A 21,482-nucleotide genomic window follows, 5' to 3' on the forward strand; every position below is an offset into this window, starting at 1 on the left:
TTACTTTCCCTCCAGGCTTGCCATAGCTTCGTCCAGCGCCGCCAGCGCGGCTTCCAGGTCCAGGTTTCCAATGCCGTTTGCAATGCGGCGCCAGTGATCGGGCAAGGCGGCCTGGAACTGGTCAAGCTGCGCTTCCCACAGCTCGGCCGCTTCCGAGTCGCTGTCGGCCAGCAGACGGTGCAGGCGTTCAAGCGGGGCCGCGACGGCCGGCGCGGCCGGCACCAGGGCCGGGTGCAGCGCTCCGCCCCGCGTCTCCGCGTCCACGGCGCGCAGTGCGGCCAGCAGCGGGTCCAGCTCCACCAGCACCAGCGCCAGCAACCGCTCCAGCTCTTCGCGTGCGGCGCCCTGCTGGCAAGCCTGCTCCAGCGCCTGCGCGGCCTCCTGCACGCTGCGTGCGCCGATGTTTCCGGCGACGCCTTTCAGGGTATGCGCCAGCCGTTCCGGCGCTGTCGCATCGCCGCCCAGGAGTGCTTGCACGAACATGGCGGCAAAGTCCTGCTGGCCGTCGCGGAACTTGACCAGCAGGCGGCGGTAAAGGTTTTCGTCGCCCATGGACGTCGCCAGGCCGGCCCGTACGTCGACCATCGGCAGGGCCGGAAGCGGCGCCGGCTTGCCGCCGGCGGCAGTGGCGGACGCTGCGCGCGTGATGGCCGCGGACGCCGCGCCGGCCTGGCCCTCGCCCGGCGCGGGACGCAGCCAGCGCGCCAGCGTGGCGTACATTTCGGCGACGTTGACAGGTTTTGCGATATGGTCCTGCATGCCGCAAGCGAGCACCTTCTCACGGTCGCCGGCCATCGCGTTGGCGGTCATGGCAATCAACGGCAGCTGGTCGAAGGCGGGATTGGCGCGAATCGCGCGCGCGGCCTGGAAGCCGTCCATCACCGGCATCTGGCAGTCCATCAGCACGCCGTCGAAGCGCGCGTCCTGGGCCAGTATGTCCAGCGCTTCCTGTCCGTGGCACGCCAGCACAGCCTCGATGCCCGCCTTGCCCAGCAGGTCGATCGCCAGCTCCTGGTTCATCTCATTGTCCTCGACCAGCAGCACGCGCGTGCCGGCCAGGCGCGCCATGATTTCGCCAAGGTGCATGTCGCGCTCGGCGCAGCGGCGGCCTTCGGCCAGCACGCCCTTGCCCAGCGCTTCGCCGACCGCCTCCAGCAGCGCCGACGGCGTTACCGGCTTGGTGAGCACGGACTTGAGCTGGACCCGGCGTTCTTCCGCGCTGGTCAAGGCTTCCTCGCGGCCATACGCGGTCACCATGATGACTGCCGGCAGCCGTCCGGATTGCCCGGCTTGCAGGCGGCGCACAGTTTCCACGCCATCCATTGACGGCATCTTCCAGTCCATCAGGATCAGATCGTAAGGCATGGCCTGCTTTTCCGAGCGCGCGGCCATTTCCAGGGCTTGCTGGCCGCCCAGCGCCACGTCCACCTCCAGACCGAAGGAGCGCGCCACCGAAGACAGGATCTCGCGCGCCGAGGCGTTGTCGTCGACCACCAGCACCCGCACGCCGCGCAGCTCGTCGGCGCGGAACATGCGGCGCGGCTTGGCGTTGGCCTGCAGCCCGAAACGGGCCGTGAAGTGGAAGGTGGAGCCCTTGCCTTCCGCGCTTTCGACCCAGATGCGCCCGCCCATCAGCTCCAGCAGGTTCTTGCAGATCACCAGTCCCAGCCCGGTGCCGCCGTACTTGCGGGTGGTCGAGGCATCGGCCTGGCTGAAGGACTGGAACAGCTTCGCGCTTTGCGCTTCGCTCATGCCGATGCCAGAATCGCGCACCCAGAAATGCAGCTCGATGCCCTCTTCGAGCGGGGCCGACTGCTCGATGCCCACCACCACTTCGCCGCTGTCGGTGAATTTCACCGCATTGTTGGCAAGGTTGACCAGCACCTGGCCGATGCGCAAGAGGTCGCCCACCAGAGCGGTAGGCAGTTCCGGCGCCACCTGGAACAGCAGCTCCAGACCCTTGTCCTCGGCCTTGAAGCCGATCAGGTTGGCCAGGTTGTCGAGCACGTCGTCGAGGTCGAATTCGACATGCTCCAGCGTCATCTTGCCCGCCTCGATTTTCGAGAAGTCGAGGATATCGTTGATGATGCCAAGCAGGTTCTCGCCGGCGCGCTGCACTTTCTCGACGTAGTTGCGCTGACGCTTGTCGAGGTTGGTCTGCAAGGCCAGGTGCGACATGCCGATGATGGCGTTCATCGGCGTGCGGATTTCGTGGCTCATATTGGCCAGGAAATCGCTCTTGGCGCGCGTTGCGGCCTGCGCCTGTTCCTTGGCGATGCGCAGTTCGTCCTCGGCCGCCTTTTGCGAGGTGATATCCTGGTACACGCCATACATGTAGCGCGGCCTGCCGTCCTCTTCGTCGCGCACCACGGTGCCGACCGCGTGCAGCCAGATGATGCGGCCGTCCAGCGGGCGCTTGTAGGCATATACCGCATCGAACTTGTCGTAGCTGCCGTCCAGCGCTCCCTGCACCCGCGCCGCGACCCGCAGCGCGCCTTCGGGATCGGCTTCGATTACGCGCGCAAACCATTCGTCCTGCAGGTGGTAGCGGCCATCGGGCCGCGCCGGTTCGCCCAGCAGGCGCGCCGCGCGTTCGGACTGCGTGTAGTAATCGGGGTCACTGTAGTCGACCACCCAGTATCCGCAATCGGTCATCTCCAGCGCGATATCGCCCAGGAAGTTGCTGCGCCTGATTTCCTCTTCCAGCCGCTTGCGCTCGGTGATGTCGCGGAACACCACCACCGAGCCGACCTGCGCGCCATCCTTGTACATCGGCCGGTCCGCACAATCGACCGGGAAGGTGCTGCCGTCTTTGCGCTGCAACTGCTCGCTGTCCTGCTGCCACAGGGTGCCGACCAGTTCACCTTCCTCATAGCCCAGCAAGGCCGGCGCCGCCGGGTTGACGAAGCTGACGCGGCCTTCCAGGTCAAGGCCGACGATGCCGTCGCTGACCGCGCCCAGCACCAGCCGGCTGCGCTCCTCCAGTACCCGGGTGCGCTCGTTGCGCTCCAGGATTTCCATATTCATGGCAATTACCGGCAGCGCGCCATCGAGCAGGGACTGGGCCTGGTCGCCGTAAGGCTCCAGCGTTGCCAGCTCCAGCACGCCCAGCAGGCGCTCGTTGCGCAAGACCGGCACGATGGCGATGCTGGCCGGATCGGCCTCGCCCAGCGCCGAGCCGATGCGCACATAGCCGGCCGGCGCACGGCGCATGACGATCGGCTTGCGATCGGCGGCGCACTGGCCCACCAGCCCTTCGCCGGCCAGGAAGCGCTGCTGTGCGGCAGACCTGCCGCGCATGGCGTAACCGGCCAGCAGCGCCAGGCTGCCCTGCTCCGCCTCATGCCGGTAAAACGCCGCGTGTCCGGCCTGCACCAGGGGCGCCAGCGCCGCCAGCGCGCGCGTTGCCAGGTCTTCCGCGCTGTCGGCCGATTGCAGGTCGTTGCCGATTGCCGCCAAGTGGGTCTTGAGCCAGCGCTGGGCTTCCATCTTGCAGGCCTCTTCCTGCAGCACCCTGATCGAACGCGCCAGGCTGCCCATCTCGTTCGGGAAATCGGTCAGCGGCACTTCCGCGCTCAACTTGCCTTGCGCCAGTTGCTGCACGGCGCTGCGCAGGCGCTCCGCGGGCAGGCGCACCGAGCGCCCCACCAGGTAGCTGAACAGGACGCCCAGCACCAGGCTCAATCCCAGCAGGCCGTAGGTCAAGCGCATTTCGTAGCGCGACAGCGCCTGCATTTGTTCGATCTGGTGGCGCGCGCTGTCCTCCTTGATTTCAGCGACGCGCGCCAGCGCGTTGTTGGCGCGGATGCCGTGCTCCTGGAAGGCTTGCTCGGCCACCACCGCCGCCGCCTGCTCCACCTGGCCGGCGCGCAGCAATGCCACTGCCTGCTCCACGCGCAGGTGGTAGTCGGCATAGGCGCTCTCGAACTCGGCCAGGTTCTTGCGGTTCTCCGCGCGGACGATGCGCGGACGCAGTTCCTGCATGGCCCGGTCCTGCTTGCGCTGCGCTTCTTCGACCAGGCCCAGGGCGTAATCGCGGCCGGCCTTGTCGCGCGCCAGCAAGGCCTGCCGCAGCGCGCGGCCCCGCTGTGCAAACTGGATCAGCGCATCCTTGGCATCCGAAATGCCCAGCAGGTCATTCTTGTAGATGCCGAGGATCTCGTCGTGCATGCGGGCCTGGGTGGTGACGTTATGCAGGCCGAATGCCAGCGTGATCAACAGGCTGCCGCCAAAGCCCAGCGCGAGCTTCCAGGTCAGGCCCAGTTTTTCAAGTCGGGTCAATAAGCGGGCCACACTGCCTCCCTACTCAGTCATATTGATCGCCAGCAGCTCGAGCGCTGACAGGAATTGTTCAAAGGCCGCAGCGTCCAGCGCCTGCAGCAGCGCCAGCTCCACCGCCCCCAACAGGCGGCCGCGCAGCTGGACCGGCGCCAGCAGCAAGGCGCCCGGCATGGCGCCGCCCAGGCCGGAGCGAATGCGCCATGCGGCGCCGGCGCCGCCGGCATCGACCATGCGCGGCTGGCGCTCCAGCGCACACTGGCCCAGCAAGCCTTCGCCGAGCGCCAGGCGCTGCGGCGGCGCCGTGCTGGCATACGTGGCGCCCAACACGAGTCCGGCGGCGTCGGCGGTATAGATCGCACCCTGCATGGCGCCAAACAGGTGATGGCACTGGTCGAGGAAGGCGTTGAGGCGGGCCTGGCGGTGGGGCGCCTGCTGCATCTGCAGTGCGACCTGGGCGAGCTGCATCTTGCGTTCAGCGCGCACTGCCTGCTCCTGCGCCACGCGTTCGAGTTCGCGGTGGGCCCGGTGCTGGGACGCCTGGCTGCGCGCGGCCCGCAAGCCGGCGCCCCCCAGCATGAGCACCACGCCGGCGGCCATGGCGGCGGCAGGCAGGCCGCTGCCCGGCGGCACGCTCCGGCCCAGGTCTTCCAACACCACCAGCCGCCAGCTTCCGGCCGGATCGTGCCAGTCCACGGCGGCGCCGGCCACCGCGTAGCGCCGCCCTTCCCCTTGCCCCATGCCTGGCGCCACGCTGACCGGCAAGGGGCGCGGGGCTTTCTCGTCAAACAGCTTGCCGAACTGGCGCACGGAACGGATTTCAGCCACCCGGGCCGGGGTTACCGCGCCGGCCAGCATGCCGCGCCACTCGGGCCGGCTGCTGGCAAAGACCACGCCTTGCGGCGAGAGCAGGATGGCGGCGTGGCCGCTGCGGGCCAGCACCCGCTCCAGCTTTTCCATGCCAGTGCGCGCCACCACCACGCCGACCGGATCGCCGCTGCGCGCCATCGCGGCATAGACCGGGGCCGCGAAATACAGGGCATGGTCGCCGCGCGCCAGGCTGATGGCGGCGTAGATATTGTTCCGCCCCGCCATTGCCTCACGGAAATACGGGCGGAAGCGCACGTCAATGCCGGTGGAGGGCCGGCCGCTATCGTCCCAGGACGATTTGACGACGCCATCGCTGCCGACCACGAATAAACCCTGCATTGCCTGGCTGCGCGCGACATTTTCCAATAAGGCCGCTATTTTCGGCTGGTTGTGCGGAATTGGCCCGGTGCTTTCATTTTTGATATCCGGCTCAATCAAACCGAGCAGGGAAATCGCGCCCATCAAATTACTGTCCAGGGTTAATGACATGGCAGCAATCGCATCGCGTTCGACGTCGATATTCAATAATTCCAGCCGTCCCCGCTCCAGGTCGGCGCGGTAAGCCCGGCCGGCGCCGACAGCCGCTGCCAAGGCCAGCAGGCTTACCGCGGCCCAGGCCCTGACGGGATTATTTGCAATTCTCTCAATTACCAACATGGCAAATTTCAAGAAGGAAATATTATCGATTAACAATACCAGCAATCGCGCCGCCCGTGCCGCACGCTTTGGGATTTTATTGTTCAGTTGCGCATGATTGACGTTTGCTGGACGAGTTAACCCGATAGTGATATTGTCCATATTTAGAATATTGCCCCTAATCCAGCAATATTCCGCCCCGAACGAACGCCCACACCCAATATGTTCAAGAAAATAACCGCAGCCCTGCTGATGTCGATCTCCGCAGCCGCGTTTGCCGTGCCCCTGGGCTCGCAATCCGTGCTGGTCGTCGAGGATGAGACTGGCAAAGTGCTGGTCGAGAAAAACGCCACCGCCGTTGTTCCGATCGCCTCCCTGACTAAATTGATGACCGCAATGGTCGTGCTCGACTCCAAGCTTGATATGGACGAGCAGATCAGCATCGACAAGGACGACGTCGATACGCTCAAGCACAGCACATCGCGCGTGCCGGTCGGCGCCACCATATCGCGCGGCGACCTGCTGCAACTGGCGCTGATGTCTTCCGACAACCGCGCGGCAGCGGCGCTGTCGCGCACCTTCCCTGGCGGTCCGGCGGCCTTCAACGCCGCCGTGCATGCCAAGATCCAGCAGCTGGGCATGCACAGCACCCGGATCGCCGAGCCCACCGGCTTGTCGCCTAACAATACATCGAATGCGGCCGACCTGGTGAAAATGGCTGCGGCCGCTGCCCAATATCCCGAGATCCGCCGCATCACCACCGACACCGACGAAGCAATCAGGATGAAAGGGCGCGTGGTGCAGTACCACAACACCAATCGCCTGGTCGGCGCCAAGGGCTGGGATATCGGCCTGTCCAAGACCGGCTATACCGAAGAAGCGGGCCGCTGCCTGATCATGCGCATCACGGAAGCCGGCCGCGCCGCCACCCTGGTCCTGCTCAACGCCGGGGGCAATTCGGCGCGTCTGATGGATGCGCTGAATATCCGCCGCCTGCTGGCAGGCGACAGCGCGCCCAAAGTGATGAAAGCATCCAGTCCGCGCAAGAAGGCCGTGCGCACAACGGAACGCCGTCGCCGCCGCATGTAACCGGCCGCACGGGGTTCACTGCCGAGAGGCACCATGGACCTGCTGCGCAACCTGCGCTTCGCGCGCCGCCTGGCAATCCTCGTGGGGATCTTCGCCGGCGGCTTCCTGCTGTACGGGTTCTGGTCATTCCGCACCCTGGACGCCTTGCGCGTCAATGGTCCGCTGTATGCAGAGCTCATCCAGGGCAAGGACTTGATTGCGGACGTGCTGCCGCCGCCGCTGTACATCATCGAATCCTTCCTCGTCGCGCAGCAATTGGCCGCTGCCGGCAGCCAGGTCGAGCGCGAACAGCTGGCGCAGCGCCTGCGCACCCTGCATGCGCAGCAGATCGCACGCGTCCATTACTGGCAGGGCCGCCCCCTCGACCACAGCCTGGCGCAGTCGCTCAGGCAGGCAAACATGCAGGCGACCGCCTTTTACCGGGAAGGCTTCGGCCAGCTGGTGCCCGCGCTGGAACTGGGCGACCGGCCGCGCGCCGAGCATGCGCTGGCCAAGATGCAGCGCCATTACGACCTGCACCGGCAGGTGCTGGACAACCTGGTCAGCCAGGCGGCAAGCCGCGCGCGCTTCACCGAGGGCGAGGCGGCCGACCGCATCCGCGCCGACAGTGCGCTGCTGCTGGCGATCCTGGCCGGCTCGATGCTGCTGGCCATTGCCATGGCATGGCTGGTCAGCCGCAGCATTACGCGGCCTTTGGCGCAGGCCCTGACACTGGCGCAGCGCGTACGCAGCGGCGAGCTGACGTCGCCTGCCCCGCCGCCCTGCCGCGATGAAGCGGGCGAGCTGCTCTCTTCGCTGCATGCGCTGCAGGAGAGCCTTGCCGCGGCGGCAGGCGCGCGCGGCGAGTCCGAGCGCAAGCTGCGCTGCGCGCGGCAACTGCTGGACCGCCTGCTGAACAGCGCCGACATGCTGGTGCTGGGGCTTGGCCATGAGGGCGAGGTCTTGATCTTCAATGAAACCGCGGCCCGGATCACCGGCTGCAGCCGGGCAAGCGTACTGGGACGCGTGTGGCGCGACCTGCCGCTGCTGCCCATGTCGGCCGTTTCGCAATGGCCGGAAGGCGGACACCCGGAGCAGTTCCGCGCCATGCCGGCCGGCCATGAACACCTGCTGCATACCGCGTCGGGCGACGAGCGCCGCATCGCCTGGCACCACAGCGCGCTGGAAGAAGGCGAAATCGCCTTGCTCAGCTTCGGCATCGACGTCACCGAACTGCGCCAGGCCGAGCGCGCCATTGCGGCGGCGCACGAGGCGGCGGAGCATGCCAAGCGCAGCAAGGGCGCTTTCCTGGCCAATATGGGGCACGAGATCCGTACTCCGCTCAACGCCATCATCGGCCTGACCGAGCTGGCCTTACGCGGGCCGCTCGATGCGCGCCAGCGCAGCTATCTTGAGCAGGTTGACGGTGCTGCCGCCAGCCTGATGGCCATGTTCAACGACATCCTCGACTTCTCGCGCATCGAGGCAGGCAGCTTCCACATGGAGCAATGCGTGTTCAGCGCGCGCCACGCGGCCGAACAGGCTTGCGCCGAATGGCAGGCGGCAGCGCAGGCCAAGGGCCTGTTGCTCGAATGCACGGTGGAGGCCGGGCTGTGCGAGGAGGTGGTGGGCGACGCCGCGCGGCTGCAGCAGCTGTTGCAGCACCTGCTGGCGCATTCGGTCAGGTTCACGGAACGGGGCAAGGTGCAGCTGCTGCTGCGGCGCGAAGGTGCCGGCGGCGAGGACGGCGCCGTGTTGCGCTGGGAAGTACGCGACACCGGCGCGGCGCGTGACGCGGCCGTCCAGCTCTACGAGCCGGCCGGGCCCGGCGATTCGGCGGCAGGCCTGGGCCTGTCGGTGGCACGCCAGCTGGCTGCCATGATGGGTGGCCACCTGCTGCTCGAGAGCGACCCGGCCGAAGGCAACCGCTTCGTCTTCACCGCCCTGTTCCGCCATGCGCTGCCGGGCGCCATCGCTGGCGCGGAAGCGCAGGCGGCAGCGCAAGCGGCCTTCCCCGCCCTGTCCGCACTGGGCGCCGACATGGCGGGGGCGCTGGCGCGCCAGCACGGCAACCGCGCGCAGCTGCGCAAGATGCTGGGCCAGTTCCTGCAAGGCCAGGCCGCGCTGCATGTGGCCATTGGCGATGCGTTGGCGCTGGGCGACCGCCAACGGGCGCAGCGCATGGCGCACGCGCTGGCAGGAGCGTCGGCCCAGCTGGGCATGGAAGGCTTGCGCCAGGGCGCCGCAGGCGTGTTCAACGCCCTGCGCGCCGGCGCCGATGCAGGCGCCGAACTGGCCTTGCTTGCACCGGCCCTGGATGCGGTACTGCAGGCGATCCACGCCGACCTGCAAGCGGCCGATGCATCAGGCGAGCAGGCTGCGTAAGCCGCTGGTGCGCTCCGTACGGCGCCGGATGGCGTCCGGCAGCACGCCCGGATTCGGCGTCAGCAGCGTAAAGCGTTGGCGCGCGCGCGTGATGCCAGTGTAGACCAGCTCACGCGCCAGCACGCTCGACGCTTCGCGCGGCAGCACCAGCACCGTGTGGCTGAACTCCGACCCCTGCGACTTGTGCACCGTCATGGCAAATGCCGTTTCGACATTGCGCAGGCGGGTGGCCAGCACGCTGCGCACCTGCCCCCCGTCCGAGAAATACACGCGCAAGGAACCGGCGCGCGCCGGATCGGGCAGCACCAGGCCGATATCGCCGTTGTACACGCCCGTGGCGTAGTCGTTACGCGTGACCATCACCGGACGGCCCACATACCAGTCGCCGCGCCGCTTCAGCAGGCCCTGTTCTTCAAGGCGCTGCGCGATGCCCTCGTTCAGGCCAGAGACGCCCCATTCGCCCTCGCGCACGGCGCACAGCAGGCGGAAGCCCTCGAAGGCCTGCAGCACGCCGGCGGCCCAGGCGTCATGGCCGGCAGTGCCGGCGCCTTGCCCGACCATCTCCAGGAAAGGCCGGTAACCCTCGGCCGCCAGGCGCAGCATGTCTTCCTGCTGCGCCGCTTCGTTCCAGTGCAGCTGTCCCGCGCTGTCCGAGCGCAGCACCGCGCGCGCAGCTTCGGCATCGCCGTTGTTGACGGCGATGGCCAGTTGGCCGATCGGACCGCCAAAACGGCGGCTCTGGCGCAGCATGACGGTTTGCTGGGCCAGCGCGCCGGCATTGCCGAGGAATTCCGGCGGAATGGCCTGGCCGGTCGCCGCCGCCACAAAGGCCGCCGTGGCGGCGCTGTAGCCGCCGGCCTGCGCGTCGTGGCACAAGTCGCCCAGCACCGACCCCGCTTCCACCGATGCCAGCTGGTCCTTGTCCCCCAGCAGGATCAGCCGCGCACCTTCCGGCAAGGCATCGAGCAGGGCTGCCATCATTTCAAGGTGCACCATCGAAGCTTCGTCGACGATCAGCACGTCGACGTCGAGCGGGTTGCCGGCATTGTGGCGGAATGCGCGCGTGTCCGGGCGCGCGCCAAGCAGCGAATGCAGGGTGCGGGCGCCGCCCATGCGCTGCGCCAGTTCGCGCAGCGGCAGTGCGCCTGCCAGGCTTTGCTCCAGGTCTTCCAGGGCGCCATCGATGGCCTGCTTCAGGCGCGCGGCCGCCTTGCCGGTAGGCGCGGCCAGCGCCACGCGCAACTGGCCGGCGTTCCCGCCTTCCACCGCAAACAGCAATGCCAGCAAGCGCGCCACCGTATAGGTCTTGCCGGTGCCCGGGCCGCCGGTAATGACCGCCAGACCGCCGCGCGTGGCGACAGCACAAGCGATCTTCTGCCAATCCGCCCCGCCCTCGCGTGTCGCATGCGTAAATAGCCGGTCCAGCCAGCCGCGCACCAGCGCCGGCTCGGAAAAATGGGGACGTACCCCATTTTCCGCGGAAAATGGGGTACGTCCCCATTTTTCCGAGCCGGTGCGCGCGCGCACGGCGTCGGCCACGGTATTTTCGTCCGACCAGTAGCGGCGCAGGTACAGCCTGCCGCCGGCCAGCACCAGCGGCTGGCCGCGGTCGATGCCGCCGGGCCAGGACAGCACTTGCGGGCAGGCTTGCAGGAACGCATGCCAGGCCGGCAGGCCGTGCGGCAACTCGCCCGCTTCCGCGCACAGGCTTTGCCAGTCTTCCTCGCCCCAGCCCAGCATGGCCGAGGGATCGCCAGCCAGCGCCGACAGTTGCAGGCAACTGTGGCCGCGGCCTTCGAGCTCGGACAGCAGCAGGCAGGCCAAGGCCAGCGGCGCCCCGGCTGCCGGGCTGCCCTGCGGCGCCAGCGAGGCCACGAAGCGGGCAAATACCGGCCCCAGGCGGCGCAGCATGCCGCCTTCGGCCAGCATCTCGGTATGATCGTAAAAACTCATTGGCAAAGCCCGTCCAGTCCATCTAACAGTTCCATATCCGGCGGCAGCAGGTAACAGCCGCGGGTCTGCTCATTGCCGACGCCGCGCAGGAAATAGAAGATGGCGCCGCCCAGCTGCGCGACGGGGTCGTAGCCATCGCCCAGGCGGGTACGCAGCAAGCGATGCAGTGCCAGCATGTAGATCGCCCCCTGCACGTCGTAGCGGTGCGCGGCCATGCCGTGCGCCAGCGCTGCCTTGTGGTACGCCGCGTCGCCGCCGCCGAGCGCATTCGATTTATAGTCCAGTACCCAGTAGCGTCCCTGGTGCTCGAACACCAGGTCGCAGAAGCCTTTCAGCATGCCGTGCAATTGCCGCTGCGGCAAGGCGGGGCGCGCGACGCCGTCCAGCAGGAACTGGCGGCACAGCCGGTCCAGCTGCCCCGTATCCAGGCGTTCGCTGGGAAACCAGAACTCCATCTCGGGCAGCAGCTGGCCGATGGCGTCCAGCGCGCTGCCCAGCGGCGGCAGCACGGTGGTGGCAATCACCCGCAGCCATTCAAGGGTGTCGGCCTCGCGATGGCCCCAGCCGGCACGCTTGATCTGGCGCGCCGCGCGTTCCGCAAAATGTTCCTGGTGGATCGCGGCGAAACCGTCGCGCGCCAGCCCTTCGAGCTGGTCGTGCAGGAAGTTGCCGGGCACGGAGCCGCGCGGGAAGCGGTGCCAGGCCGTGTCTTCCATGCGCAGCGCAGCGCCCTCCGCCTCGCCTTCGAGCAGGGTTTCCTGCGCGGCGTGCATGGGCGCAGGCAGCGGCTCGCTGCCGCTGCGCCTTGCCAGCGAAGTAAAGCTGCCGACCGTCCAGTCGCGTTCAAAATGCGCCTGGTAAGCCAGCGGCGCTTCCAGCGGCGGACGCTGCACCGCGCGCGCCAGCCGCGTCACCGGCACCGAGGGCTGCAGCAGGGAGATGGCAATGGCATCGCAGCCGGCGCGCAGTTGCTGCCAGCTTTCGATCAACCGGCCGGAGGGCAGCGGTTCGCCGCCCGTCAACAGGTAACCCAGGGCCGAATCGTGCAGGGTGTTCTCGTCCTTCTTGCGCGCCGGCAGTGCCGCCACGCCAAGCCACAGGAAATGCCTTGCCCGCGTCAGCGCCACGTACAGCAGGCGCAGGTCTTCCTCGATACGGGCGGCTTCGGCAGCCTCCTGGCCCTCGTCGGACAGCCGCATGTCGAGGCGGCGCTCGCCGTTGGCATCGGTGTACTCGAAAAAAGTGCGGTTGCGCTTGTCGACCTTGCGCACCGTAACGGCGAATGGCAGGTAGACCAGCGGGTATTCCAGCCCCTTGGACTTGTGCACGGTGACCACCTTGACCAGCTCCGCGTCCGATTCCAGGCGCAGCACGCGCTCGTCGCCGCCGTCCGTCTCCTCGGCAATCTGCTCCGCCAGCCAGCGGATCAGGGCTTGCTCCCCCTCCAGCTGGCGGCTGGCCTGCTGCAGCAGTTCGGCCAGGTGCAGCAGGTTGGTCAGGCTGCGCTCACCGCCCGGCCGCGCCAGCAATTGCGCCGGCAGCCCAAGGTCGTGGATGAAGCGGCGCAGCATGGCCAGCACGCCCTGGCGCTGCCATACCAGGTGCAGTTCCTTGAGCTGTTCGACGCGGCTTTCCCAGGCCAGTTCGTCGGCCGAGAACCGAGCCAGTTCAGCCAGCGGCAGGTTGGCCGTGCGGGTGGCAAAAGCCGTGCGCGCCAGCTGGCCATCGAGCGGATTGGCCACCGCCGACAGCCAGCGCAGCACGTCCGCCGCCTCGTCGCTGGACAGCACGGAATCCTGGTCCGACAGGTAGACGCTTGGCACCAGGCGGCGCTGCAGTGCGCTGCGCACGGCGGCCGCCTCGCGGCGGTCGCGCACCAGGATGGCAATATCGGCCGGCTGCAGGCGCCGGAAGCGGGCATCGTCGCGGAAACCTGTCGCCACGTCGTTGAGCAGGCCGGCGATATGCTCGGCGCACTGCTCCGCGAAATACTCGCGGTAGGCGTCGGCGCCCAGCTGCTCCAGCGTGCAGCCGGCCGTCAGGGCCTGGATCTCGCCGTCCGGGCCAACCAGCCGTTCTGCGCGGCCGCGCGCACCCACCGCGTCAAACGGCAGCGGATTGCCCTGTTCGGTGCGAAAGCGGAAAGCACCGCGTGCGAAGCCGCCCTGCCCGGCCACCCCTTCCGCATGCAGGAAGACCTGGTTGACCGCGGCCACGACCTGCGCCGTGGAGCGGTAATTGGTGCCAAGCTGGTAGTGGCGGCCTTCGGTGGCGTGCCGCGCATCGAGGTAGCTGTGGATATCGGCACCGCGAAAGCCGTAAATCGACTGCTTCGGGTCGCCGATCAGGAACAGGCCAAGTTCCGCATCGTTGGCGGCCACCTGGTACAGCAGGTCGAAGATGCGGTACTGGCTTGGCGCGGTATCCTGGAATTCATCCACCATCGCCACCGGGAACTGCGTGACGATGCGCTGGCGCAGCGCCGTGCCATTGGGTCCTTCCAGGGCGCTGCGCAGGCGCTCCAGCATGTCGGCAAAGCCGAACAGGCGCTGCTGGCGTTTCAGTTCTTCCATGCGGGCGGCAATCGTTGCAGCGGCGTGGCGCAAGACATGGTGGCGCAGCGGCTCGATGGCATCCAGCGCGCGCCGCAGCGGCGCTATCGCTTCAAAGTCGGCCGGAATGTCGGGCGCGAAGCCCTTGGCGCAGGCGTCGGCCATGCCGGCCGGGGTCAGGCGGAACCACGGCGTGGCATTCATGTCCGGTTCGGCCAGTTCGGGATCGTTGGCCCAGTCGCGCAGGGCCGCAAACCATTTGGCCAGCGTATCGGCACGCAGCTTGGTGCCGTTGAAGCACTTCGGATTGAGCTCGCGCTGCGCCGCGATCCAGCCTTCCATGCGCAGGGCGCGCTCGGCCCAGCCTTGCTTGAGGCGCGCCAGTGCGTCTTGCTGCTCGCCTTGCACCCGGCCGATCATGGCGCCCAAGGGCTCGCGGCCGGCCAGTCCGGCTGCCCCGGGCCGGCGCGCGAGCTCGCGCACGCTGCGGCCAAGCGCCGCTACGTTGCGGCAAGCGGCAAGCAGCACGCGCAGCGCCTGCTCGCCCAGCGGGTACACCTGCTGGCGCCAGTAGTCGTGCACGGCATCTTCGTACAGCGCCGCCTCGTCGCTGAGCAATTCCTCATCGAACAGGTTGCCGCTGTCGAAAGCGTGCTCGCGCAGCATGCGCTGGCACCATGCGTCGATGGTGAAAATTGCCGCCTCGTCCATCGTTTCGGCGGCCAGCTGCAGGCGATAGGCCGCTTGCCGGCGCGCAGCCGGGTCGGGCAGCTCCTCCAGCAGCGCGTCCAGGTAAGCGTCAGGCGCCGACGCCTCCTCGGCACGGAAGTACGCCGCCGCCTCCACCAGCCGCTCCCGCACCCGGTTGGACAGTTCGCGCGTGGCTGCGCGGGTGAAGGTCATTACCAGGATCTCGTTCGGCATCAGCGGCCGGCGATAGGCGTGCCCGCCGCCGTGGCCAAGCACCAGCCGCACATACAGGGCGGCGATGGTCCAGGTCTTGCCGGTGCCGGCGCTGGCCTCGATCAGCCGGGAGCCATGCAGCGGGAATTCGAGCGGGTTCAGTGCGATGCTCATTCATCGCCTCCAGCGTCGCCTTCGATCGGCTGCACCGCCACGGATTGCGCCAGCCAGCGCGCCAGCGGCTGGTACAACGCATGGCTGGCGTCGGCAAAGTCGGGTTCATTCGCCAGGGCTGCAAAGTCCGGCCACAAGCGGGCCAGGCATGGGTCGTCGTTTTCGCCGGACAGCTCAAAGCCGCCGTCATAGACGCCGCGCGGGTCGCCGCCCATCACCAGCGCGAGCCCGGTCTTGCAGGCCGCAGGCAAAGGCCGGTCCATGCCCGCTTTCCACAGTTCGGCGATGCGGCCGAGCGCTGCCAGCGCCGCCTGCGGATCGAGCGGTTCCATGATGACGATCGCATCGCGCGCCACCAGCAAGCCGGTGACCGGCTGGCCCTGCGCGGCCGCAGCGAGCTGGCGCAGCCACATCGGGATCAGCTTTTCGCCGCGCGGCGCTCCCGCTTTGTCGCACACGCGGGAAGACATTTGCATCAGCCACACCGTGGCGCCATGGGCGCGGTGCAACTGGTCGATCCAGTCCTCCAGTACCAGCCCGTCCAGTTCCAGGTGGATCGCCAGCTTGGGTGCGGCCTCCCGGTAAGTGCCGCGCAGGGAAAGCCAGGCGGTCCGCACCGGCACCAGTTCTTCCACCAGTTCATCAAGCACATGGTCGCCGATCAGGCCGATCGGCAATACGCCCTGGCGCCGCAAGCGCTGGCCGCGTTCCTGCAGGCTGGTACGGACCTCGTCCGGCGCCTCCAGTTCGCCGCCATCGGCCAGCATCGCGTCTTCGAGCGCGTAGCGTTGCAGGCCATCGAGCTGGAACGGCTCTTCGTCCTCGCCCACCGCCGCCGATTCGGCAAAGTAGACGCCCAGGCGCTGGCGGAAGAAATGCCGCACCGGCTGGCGCAGGAAGGCCGCCAGCGTGGACAGCCGCAGCCGGAAGCTCTCTTCCACCTCATATGGCAGCAATGCGGCGGCGCTGGCGCCGGCGCCGGCGGCGTCATGCGCCGCGCGCCATTCACCGGCAAAGGTCAGCAAGCCGCCGCGCTCGAAGTAGGCGCGGCTGAAGGGCTGCAGCGCATGCAGCGTGGTGCGCGCGGCAAGATCGAGGTTCCAGCCGGCCTGCAGGTAATCGCGCAACTGCGCCACCAGTACCGATGGCGGCTGCTCGCTGTTGTCGCGCACATTACGCCCTACCCAGCTCACGTACAGCTTGTCGCGCGCTGCCAACACGGCTTCCAGCATCAGGTAGCGGTCGTCGTCGCGGCGCGAGCGGTCGCCGGGACGCGCCATGCCGGGCAAGGCCAGCAGGTCAAAGTCGGCGCGGCTGGCGCGGCGCGGGAAATCGCCATCGTTCATGCCCAGCAGGCAGACCACGCGAAACGGCACGGCGCGCATCGGCATCAGGGTGCAGAAGGTGACGCCGCCCGACACGAACTGGTGCTCCAGCGACGGTTCGTCAAGGCCGCCCATCCAGGCTTCGCGCAAGGTGGCCAGCGGCACTTCCTCGTCAAAACCGGCGTCTTCGCAGGTGGCGAGCCATTTGTCCAGCGCGTCGTCCAGGCGCGCCAGCGTCAGGCGGTCGGCCTCGTCGCGGTCGCTGAAGAAGCCCGTCAGCAGCAGGCGCGCCTGCTCGGCCCAATCGGCGGGACGGCGCGCCGCACCCAGGCGTTCGCGCCAATCCAGCAAGGCTTCGATCAGTTGCGCCAGCGAGCCGGCCAGGGCGGCATCGAGGCCCCCTACCTCCGAATACGGTTCGATGCCGACAAAGGCGCCGCCATTGCCGGCGGCATAACCGAGCAGCATGCGCCGCACGCCGAACATCCAGGCGTTCTGCTCGCCGGCCGGCGCCAGGCCAAGGCCGGCGCGGTGCCCTGCATCGAGGCCCCAGCGCACGCCGGCGCCTTCGATCCACTGGCCCAGGGTGGGCAAGTCGTCTTCGGCCAGGCCGAAACGGCGCGCCAGGGACGGAACGTCCAGCAGGTCGCGCACCTCGCTTTGGCGGCAACGCTGCTGCGGCAGGCGCAGCAGCCATTCCAGCGCCACCAGCAGGGGATTGACGCTGCGGTCGTTGACATCGCCGATTTCGTGCGGAATGAAGCGCGGGTCGTGGCGCCGGTGCTGGCCGAACACGGCGCGGATCGAGGCGGTGAAGACATCGATATCGGGCACCATCACCACGACGTCGCGCGGGCGCAGCGAGGGATCGGCGGCGAACATGGCCAGCAACTGGTCGTGCAGGATTTCGACCTCCCGCTGCACGCTGTGCGCCACATGGAATTCGATCGAACGGTCGCCATCGTCGGGCGGCACCTGCGGATGCTCGGCCAGCGGCAACATGTCGCGCACGGCGGCCTGTACCTGCGCCAGCAGGGTGTCGCCCTCTTCGTCGCCGAACAGGTCGACGCGCAGCTTGTCGTCGCGCCCTTCCAGGTCGGCGGCTGTGTCGAATTCGTCCAGCATGCGGATGTAGTCGCGTCCCTGGCGGCCCCAGCTCGCCAGCAGCGGATGGCTGTGCGCATGCAGCGCTTCCAGCGGCACGGCCGACAGGTCGACCTCCTTGCGCGCCGCGTGGCGGTGGCGCGTCGCGCGCAGCAGCTCGCGTCCCTCGATGATGTCGCCCCAGTAATAGCGGCATGGGTTGGGCACCGCGATCACCACCTGGGTGAAACGCGCCAGCGAGGCCATGGCCTGCAAGGTCTGGTACGGCAGCGCCGACACGCCAAACAGCACGATCCGGCGCGGCAGGCGCCCCAGTGGCGTGTCCCCGCGTTGCACCGCCTCCACAAAGGCAGCGTGCACGCTGGCGCGGCCCAGGCCGCGCTCCTCTTGCGGCACGCTGGCCGCGACGGCACGCCACAATTCGGCTTGCCAGCACTGCTGAGGCGCCAGCGGCATTGCCTGGCCGCGCGCATTGCGCAGCTGGTCGCGGCCGGCGGCCCAGTCCTCCAGCCAGTCGGCGCGGTAGACCTGGTACTGGTCGAACAAGTCGGCCAGGCGCTCGGCCAGCTGCAGGCGCCGCTCCGGATCGCCGTCGCCCAGGAAATGGCGCAGCGGCGCAAAGGCCTCCTGTGCCAGCAATTGCGGCAGCAGGCGCATCAGGCGCCAGGTCAGCGGCCCCTCGTCAAAGGCTGATACCGGCGGCACGCGCGCATGCCCGAGCATGCCCCGGTAGATTTCCCACAACAGCCGCGCCGGCAGGGCAACGCGGGTGGCGCCGCACAGGCCAGTCTCCTCGGCCAGCGCGATCTTCAGCCATTCCGCCACGCCATTTGACTGCACCAGGAAGATTTCCTGCTCCAGCGGCGCCAGCGGATGGCCGCGCAACCACTGGAACACGGCGCTGCGCAACTCTTCGAGCTGGTTGCCGTGCAAGATCAGGAGTCCGGGTTGGATGCTTAGGGCCATGTAAAAGCAGCGAAATAGCGTAGATCGCCATTATCGCCGCAAAGCGGCTATCCGGGAATATTGACGTTCATCTCCTGCGCAATATGCTCGCGCAGGCGGTCCAGCAAAGGCTGCATCTGGTTGACGATGGCACGCGCGCGGTCGATGCCGTCGGCCGCTGTCATTTTTTCCAGCGCCAGGCACAGGTCCGCAAAACTCATGGCGCCCACCGCCCGCGCCGAAGACTTGATGCGGTGCCCAAGCTCAGACAGGCGCACGATGTCGCCCGCCTCCAGCGCTTGCTGCACTTCACGCAAGCCGTCCTGCGCCGAATCGAGGAACATATTGGCGTACTTGCGCATCTTTTCAGGCTTGTTGCCGAACGTCTGGGCCAGCGCCCGCATGTCGAACAGCTCGGACTCGGCGCCGGCGGCCGCATCCGCTTCCTCCTCCGGCCCGGCCGCCGGCGCCGGCATGGGCGCAGGTGCAGGTGCAGGTGCAGGTGCGGATGCAGGCTGCGGCTGGCCCGGCGTGGTGGTGCTGCGCACCTGCGCCATGCGGCCTTCCGCGGCGCGCTGGCTCATCCACTTGGACAGCACCGAGAACAGCAGGTTAGGCGCTATCGGCTTGGTCACGAATTCATCCATGCCGGCGGCCAGGCAGCGCGCCTGGTCTTCGCGGCCGGCGTTGGCCGTCATGGCGATGATCAGGGTGCCGGACAGTTTCGGATGGGCGCGGATGATGCGCGTCGCTTCGTAGCCGTCCATCACCGGCATCTGCACGTCCATCAGCACGCAGTCGAAGTGCTCCTTCATCAGCAGGTCGATGGCCTCCTTGCCGTTGTTGGCCACCACCACCGTGGCGCCGGCATCTTCCAGCAGCTCCTGGCCCACCTGCTGGCTGAAGATATTGTCTTCCACCAGCAGGATGGAAGCGCCGTGGATCGGCGCCAGCATGTCCGGCTGCAGCGCGTTGGTGTCGGCGGCCTGCAGCAGGTGGGTGCTCTTTTGCAGCTTGGCGGTGAACCAGAAGGTCGAGCCCTTGCCCGGCTCGCTCTCCACCCCGACCGTGCCGCCCATCAGCTCGGCCAGCTGCTTGCTGATCACCAGGCCAAGGCCGGTACCGCCATACTTGCGGGTGGTCGACGTATCGCCCTGGTGGAAGGACTGGAACAGGTTCGACACCTGCGCCGGCGTCATGCCGATGCCGTTGTCCTGCACCTCGAAACGCACCACGGTATAGTTGTCGCGGTCCTCGACCGGGCGCGCGCGGATATAGATCTTGCTGTTTTCGGAGAACTTGATCGCATTGCTGGTGAAGTTCAGCAGCACCTGCTCCAGCCGCAACGGGTCGCCGCGCAACTGGTGCGACAGGCCCGGCCAGATTTCGAACACCAGCTCCAGGCCCTTGCGGTTGGCCGCATCGCCCAGTTGCCCGGAGATATTGGTCAGCAGCGACTCCAATGCAAAGTCCAGCACCTCCAGGTCCAGCTTGCCCGCCTCGATCTTGGAGAAATCGAGGATGTCGTTGATGATGCCCAGCAGGTGCTGGCCGGAATGGTAGATCTTCTGCAGGTAATCCTTCTGCTTCGGATGGGTGGCGCCTTTCAGCGCCAGGTGCGCCATGCCGATCACGGAATTCATCGGCGTGCGGATTTCGTGGCTCATATTGGACAGGAAATCGCTCTTGGCCTGGTTCGCGGCGCGCGCCTGCTCTTTCAGCATGTGCAGTTCGGTCACATCGGTCGACAGCGCGATTACCACCGTCACATCCTTCTCCAGGTGCACCGGCGCCTTCACCGTCCACAGGTGATGCACCACCCCGTGGCGGTCGGTGTAGCTCGCTTCGCCCGAACGCTTTTGGCGGTCGGCCAGCACCACGCCATCCTCGACCCAGGCGGCATCGGCCTCGCGCTTATGCATCACTTCCACGTCCAGGCGGCCGATGATGTCTTCCACCGGCAGGCCGATCACCTCCGCCATCTTCGCGTTGACGTAGACGTAACGGCGGTTCTGGTCCTTCATGTAGACATGCGCCTCGACGTTATCGAGCACGCTGTCGAGCAGGCGGCGCTGCTCCAGCGCGTTGCGGCGCTGCGAATACATGGTGAAGAGGTAGCCGTAGATCAGCAGTGTGCCGACAAAGCCGGTCACCAGCGCCAGGTAGGGAATCCAGCGGTCGAAGCCCACGATCATCGCATCCTTGCGGGCGTAGAACTGGGCTTTCCACAGGCTGCCGTTGAAATCGATGGGCAGTACCGAAATGAAATAGTCCTGCGGCTTGCCCGGCAGCGCGGCCGGCTTATCGATCGAACCGTTATCGTTGAACAGCAAGCGGTCGTCCGGCTCGATGGTCAGGCTGCGCTTTTCCGGATCGGTCGAGGCATCCGAGTACAGGATCATATGCACTTGGCGGTCGGCCATCTCGTCGATCGCGCCCTGGATCAGCTTGGACACCGAAAAACCGATGCCCACCGAACCAATGAAGTTGGCGCGGCGGCTGCTCACGTCATCCACCGGCATGCCGCGTTTGTAGACGGGCAAGCGCATACCCAGGCCAATATGCGGCACCGGCTGCTTGAGCAAGACCGGCTGGCCAGAGGCGCTGATCTCGCCGGTATCGCGCGACAGCGCCATGGCCCGGTCGATATTGGGGTTGGCCGTGATATCGACGCCGAACTTTTCCATCATCAAGCCCATCGGCTCGAGGTAAGTCAGGGGCGCATAGTTTTCGCGCCTGCCCGGCGGCTTGATGTCGAACTTGGGATAGCCGCCCGGCGCCAGGCTGGTATCGGCGCGCACCGCGGCAACAAAGGCTTCGCGCTGCTCGTGCGGCACGTTCGGCGCAAAATTGATCGCTTCAATCGCCGGAAAATGTTTGCCGACATTCAGGGTCGTTACGTACTGCCGGAATTGCAGCCGGGTGACATGATCGGCGGTCTGGAACAGCGCGACCAGGCCGCGCACAACATCCGAATAGGACTTGACGCGGGCCGAGATGCTGTACTGCGTGGCGCGGTTCAGGTTATCAAAGCGCAGTTGGGCCTCGTCCTCCACCGTGTTGGACGTGGTGGCAAACAAGGCGGCGCCCACGGCCGAGGCCAGCGACAGGCCGAGGAACCATAGCAGTGCCCGCCCGCTGGCCAGGCTGCGCAGCTTACGCCTCATCCATTGAGAAAAGTCTTGCATTTGAGCAGCATACTATTAAAGCAGGCCTGAACGGAACCAATTCATCACGCCCCGGTCCAAAGCACGACAGGAGGGCTCATCATGAAAAATGGATTCCATAT

The 21,482-nt window shown here is 67.3% G+C and carries 8 protein-coding genes; 2 read left to right on the forward strand and 6 right to left on the reverse strand.

Features of this window, described 5'->3' with window-relative positions; translation table 11 throughout:
* On the reverse strand, positions 1–4,293 hold the full coding sequence (locus ACWBU6_RS18655) for a response regulator (RefSeq protein WP_452644892.1): 4,293 nt from the start codon (positions 4,291–4,293) through the stop codon (positions 1–3).
* A gap of 9 nt (positions 4,294–4,302) precedes the next feature.
* On the reverse strand, positions 4,303–5,805 hold the full coding sequence (locus tag ACWBU6_RS18660; RefSeq protein WP_452644893.1) for a GAF domain-containing protein: 1,503 nt from the start codon (positions 5,803–5,805) through the stop codon (positions 4,303–4,305).
* Positions 5,806–6,006: 201 nt separating this feature from the next.
* Between ACWBU6_RS18660 and ACWBU6_RS18665 the strand changes: the two genes are divergently transcribed.
* Positions 6,007–6,873: a serine hydrolase gene (locus tag ACWBU6_RS18665; RefSeq protein WP_452644894.1), complete on the forward strand. Its 867-nt coding sequence runs from the start codon at positions 6,007–6,009 to the stop codon at positions 6,871–6,873.
* 33 nt (positions 6,874–6,906) lie between these two features.
* Positions 6,907–9,237 carry a histidine kinase dimerization/phospho-acceptor domain-containing protein gene (locus ACWBU6_RS18670; RefSeq protein ID WP_452644895.1) on the forward strand — a complete coding sequence of 777 codons (2,331 nt, stop codon included), beginning with the start codon at positions 6,907–6,909 and terminating at the stop codon, positions 9,235–9,237.
* Here the strand turns inward: ACWBU6_RS18670 and recD are convergent.
* Genes recD through ACWBU6_RS18690 form a run of 4 tightly spaced genes read right to left on the reverse strand, consistent with a single transcriptional unit; the run spans position 9,217 to position 21,381 of the window.
* On the reverse strand, positions 9,217–11,190 hold the full coding sequence (gene recD / locus ACWBU6_RS18675) for an exodeoxyribonuclease V subunit alpha (protein ID WP_452644896.1): 1,974 nt from the start codon (positions 11,188–11,190) through the stop codon (positions 9,217–9,219). The two genes, ACWBU6_RS18670 and recD, sit on opposite strands and share 21 nt — an antisense overlap.
* Positions 11,187–14,819 (reverse strand): exodeoxyribonuclease V subunit beta, encoded by a 3,633-nt coding sequence (gene recB, locus ACWBU6_RS18680; RefSeq protein WP_452644897.1) that lies wholly within the window; start codon positions 14,817–14,819, stop codon positions 11,187–11,189. The genes recD and recB overlap by 4 nt, the downstream gene beginning before the upstream one ends.
* On the reverse strand, positions 14,816–18,214 hold the full coding sequence (gene recC / locus ACWBU6_RS18685) for an exodeoxyribonuclease V subunit gamma (protein ID WP_452644898.1): 3,399 nt from the start codon (positions 18,212–18,214) through the stop codon (positions 14,816–14,818). The genes recB and recC overlap by 4 nt, the downstream gene beginning before the upstream one ends.
* Positions 18,215–18,261: 47 nt before the next feature.
* Positions 18,262–21,381: a CHASE domain-containing protein gene (locus ACWBU6_RS18690; RefSeq protein ID WP_452644899.1), complete on the reverse strand. Its 3,120-nt coding sequence runs from the start codon at positions 21,379–21,381 to the stop codon at positions 18,262–18,264.
* Positions 21,382–21,482 lie beyond the last annotated feature (101 nt).

This window comes from Pseudoduganella sp. HUAS MS19, from assembly GCF_053615455.1.

Bases quoted from the DNA above. Each gene is read 5' to 3' on its own strand.
- ACWBU6_RS18660 (WP_452644893.1), bottom strand. From the start codon at position 5,805: ATGTTGGTAATTGAGAGAATTGCAAATAATCCCGTCAGGGCCTGGGCC.
- ACWBU6_RS18665 (WP_452644894.1), top strand. From the start codon at position 6,007: ATGTTCAAGAAAATAACCGCAGCCCTGCTGATGTCGATCTCCGCAGCC.
- ACWBU6_RS18670 (WP_452644895.1), top strand. From the start codon at position 6,907: ATGGACCTGCTGCGCAACCTGCGCTTCGCGCGCCGCCTGGCAATCCTC.
- recD (WP_452644896.1), bottom strand. From the start codon at position 11,190: ATGAGTTTTTACGATCATACCGAGATGCTGGCCGAAGGCGGCATGCTG.
- recB (WP_452644897.1), bottom strand. From the start codon at position 14,819: ATGAGCATCGCACTGAACCCGCTCGAATTCCCGCTGCATGGCTCCCGG.
- recC (WP_452644898.1), bottom strand. From the start codon at position 18,214: ATGGCCCTAAGCATCCAACCCGGACTCCTGATCTTGCACGGCAACCAG.
- ACWBU6_RS18690 (WP_452644899.1), bottom strand. From the start codon at position 21,381: ATGCAAGACTTTTCTCAATGGATGAGGCGTAAGCTGCGCAGCCTGGCC.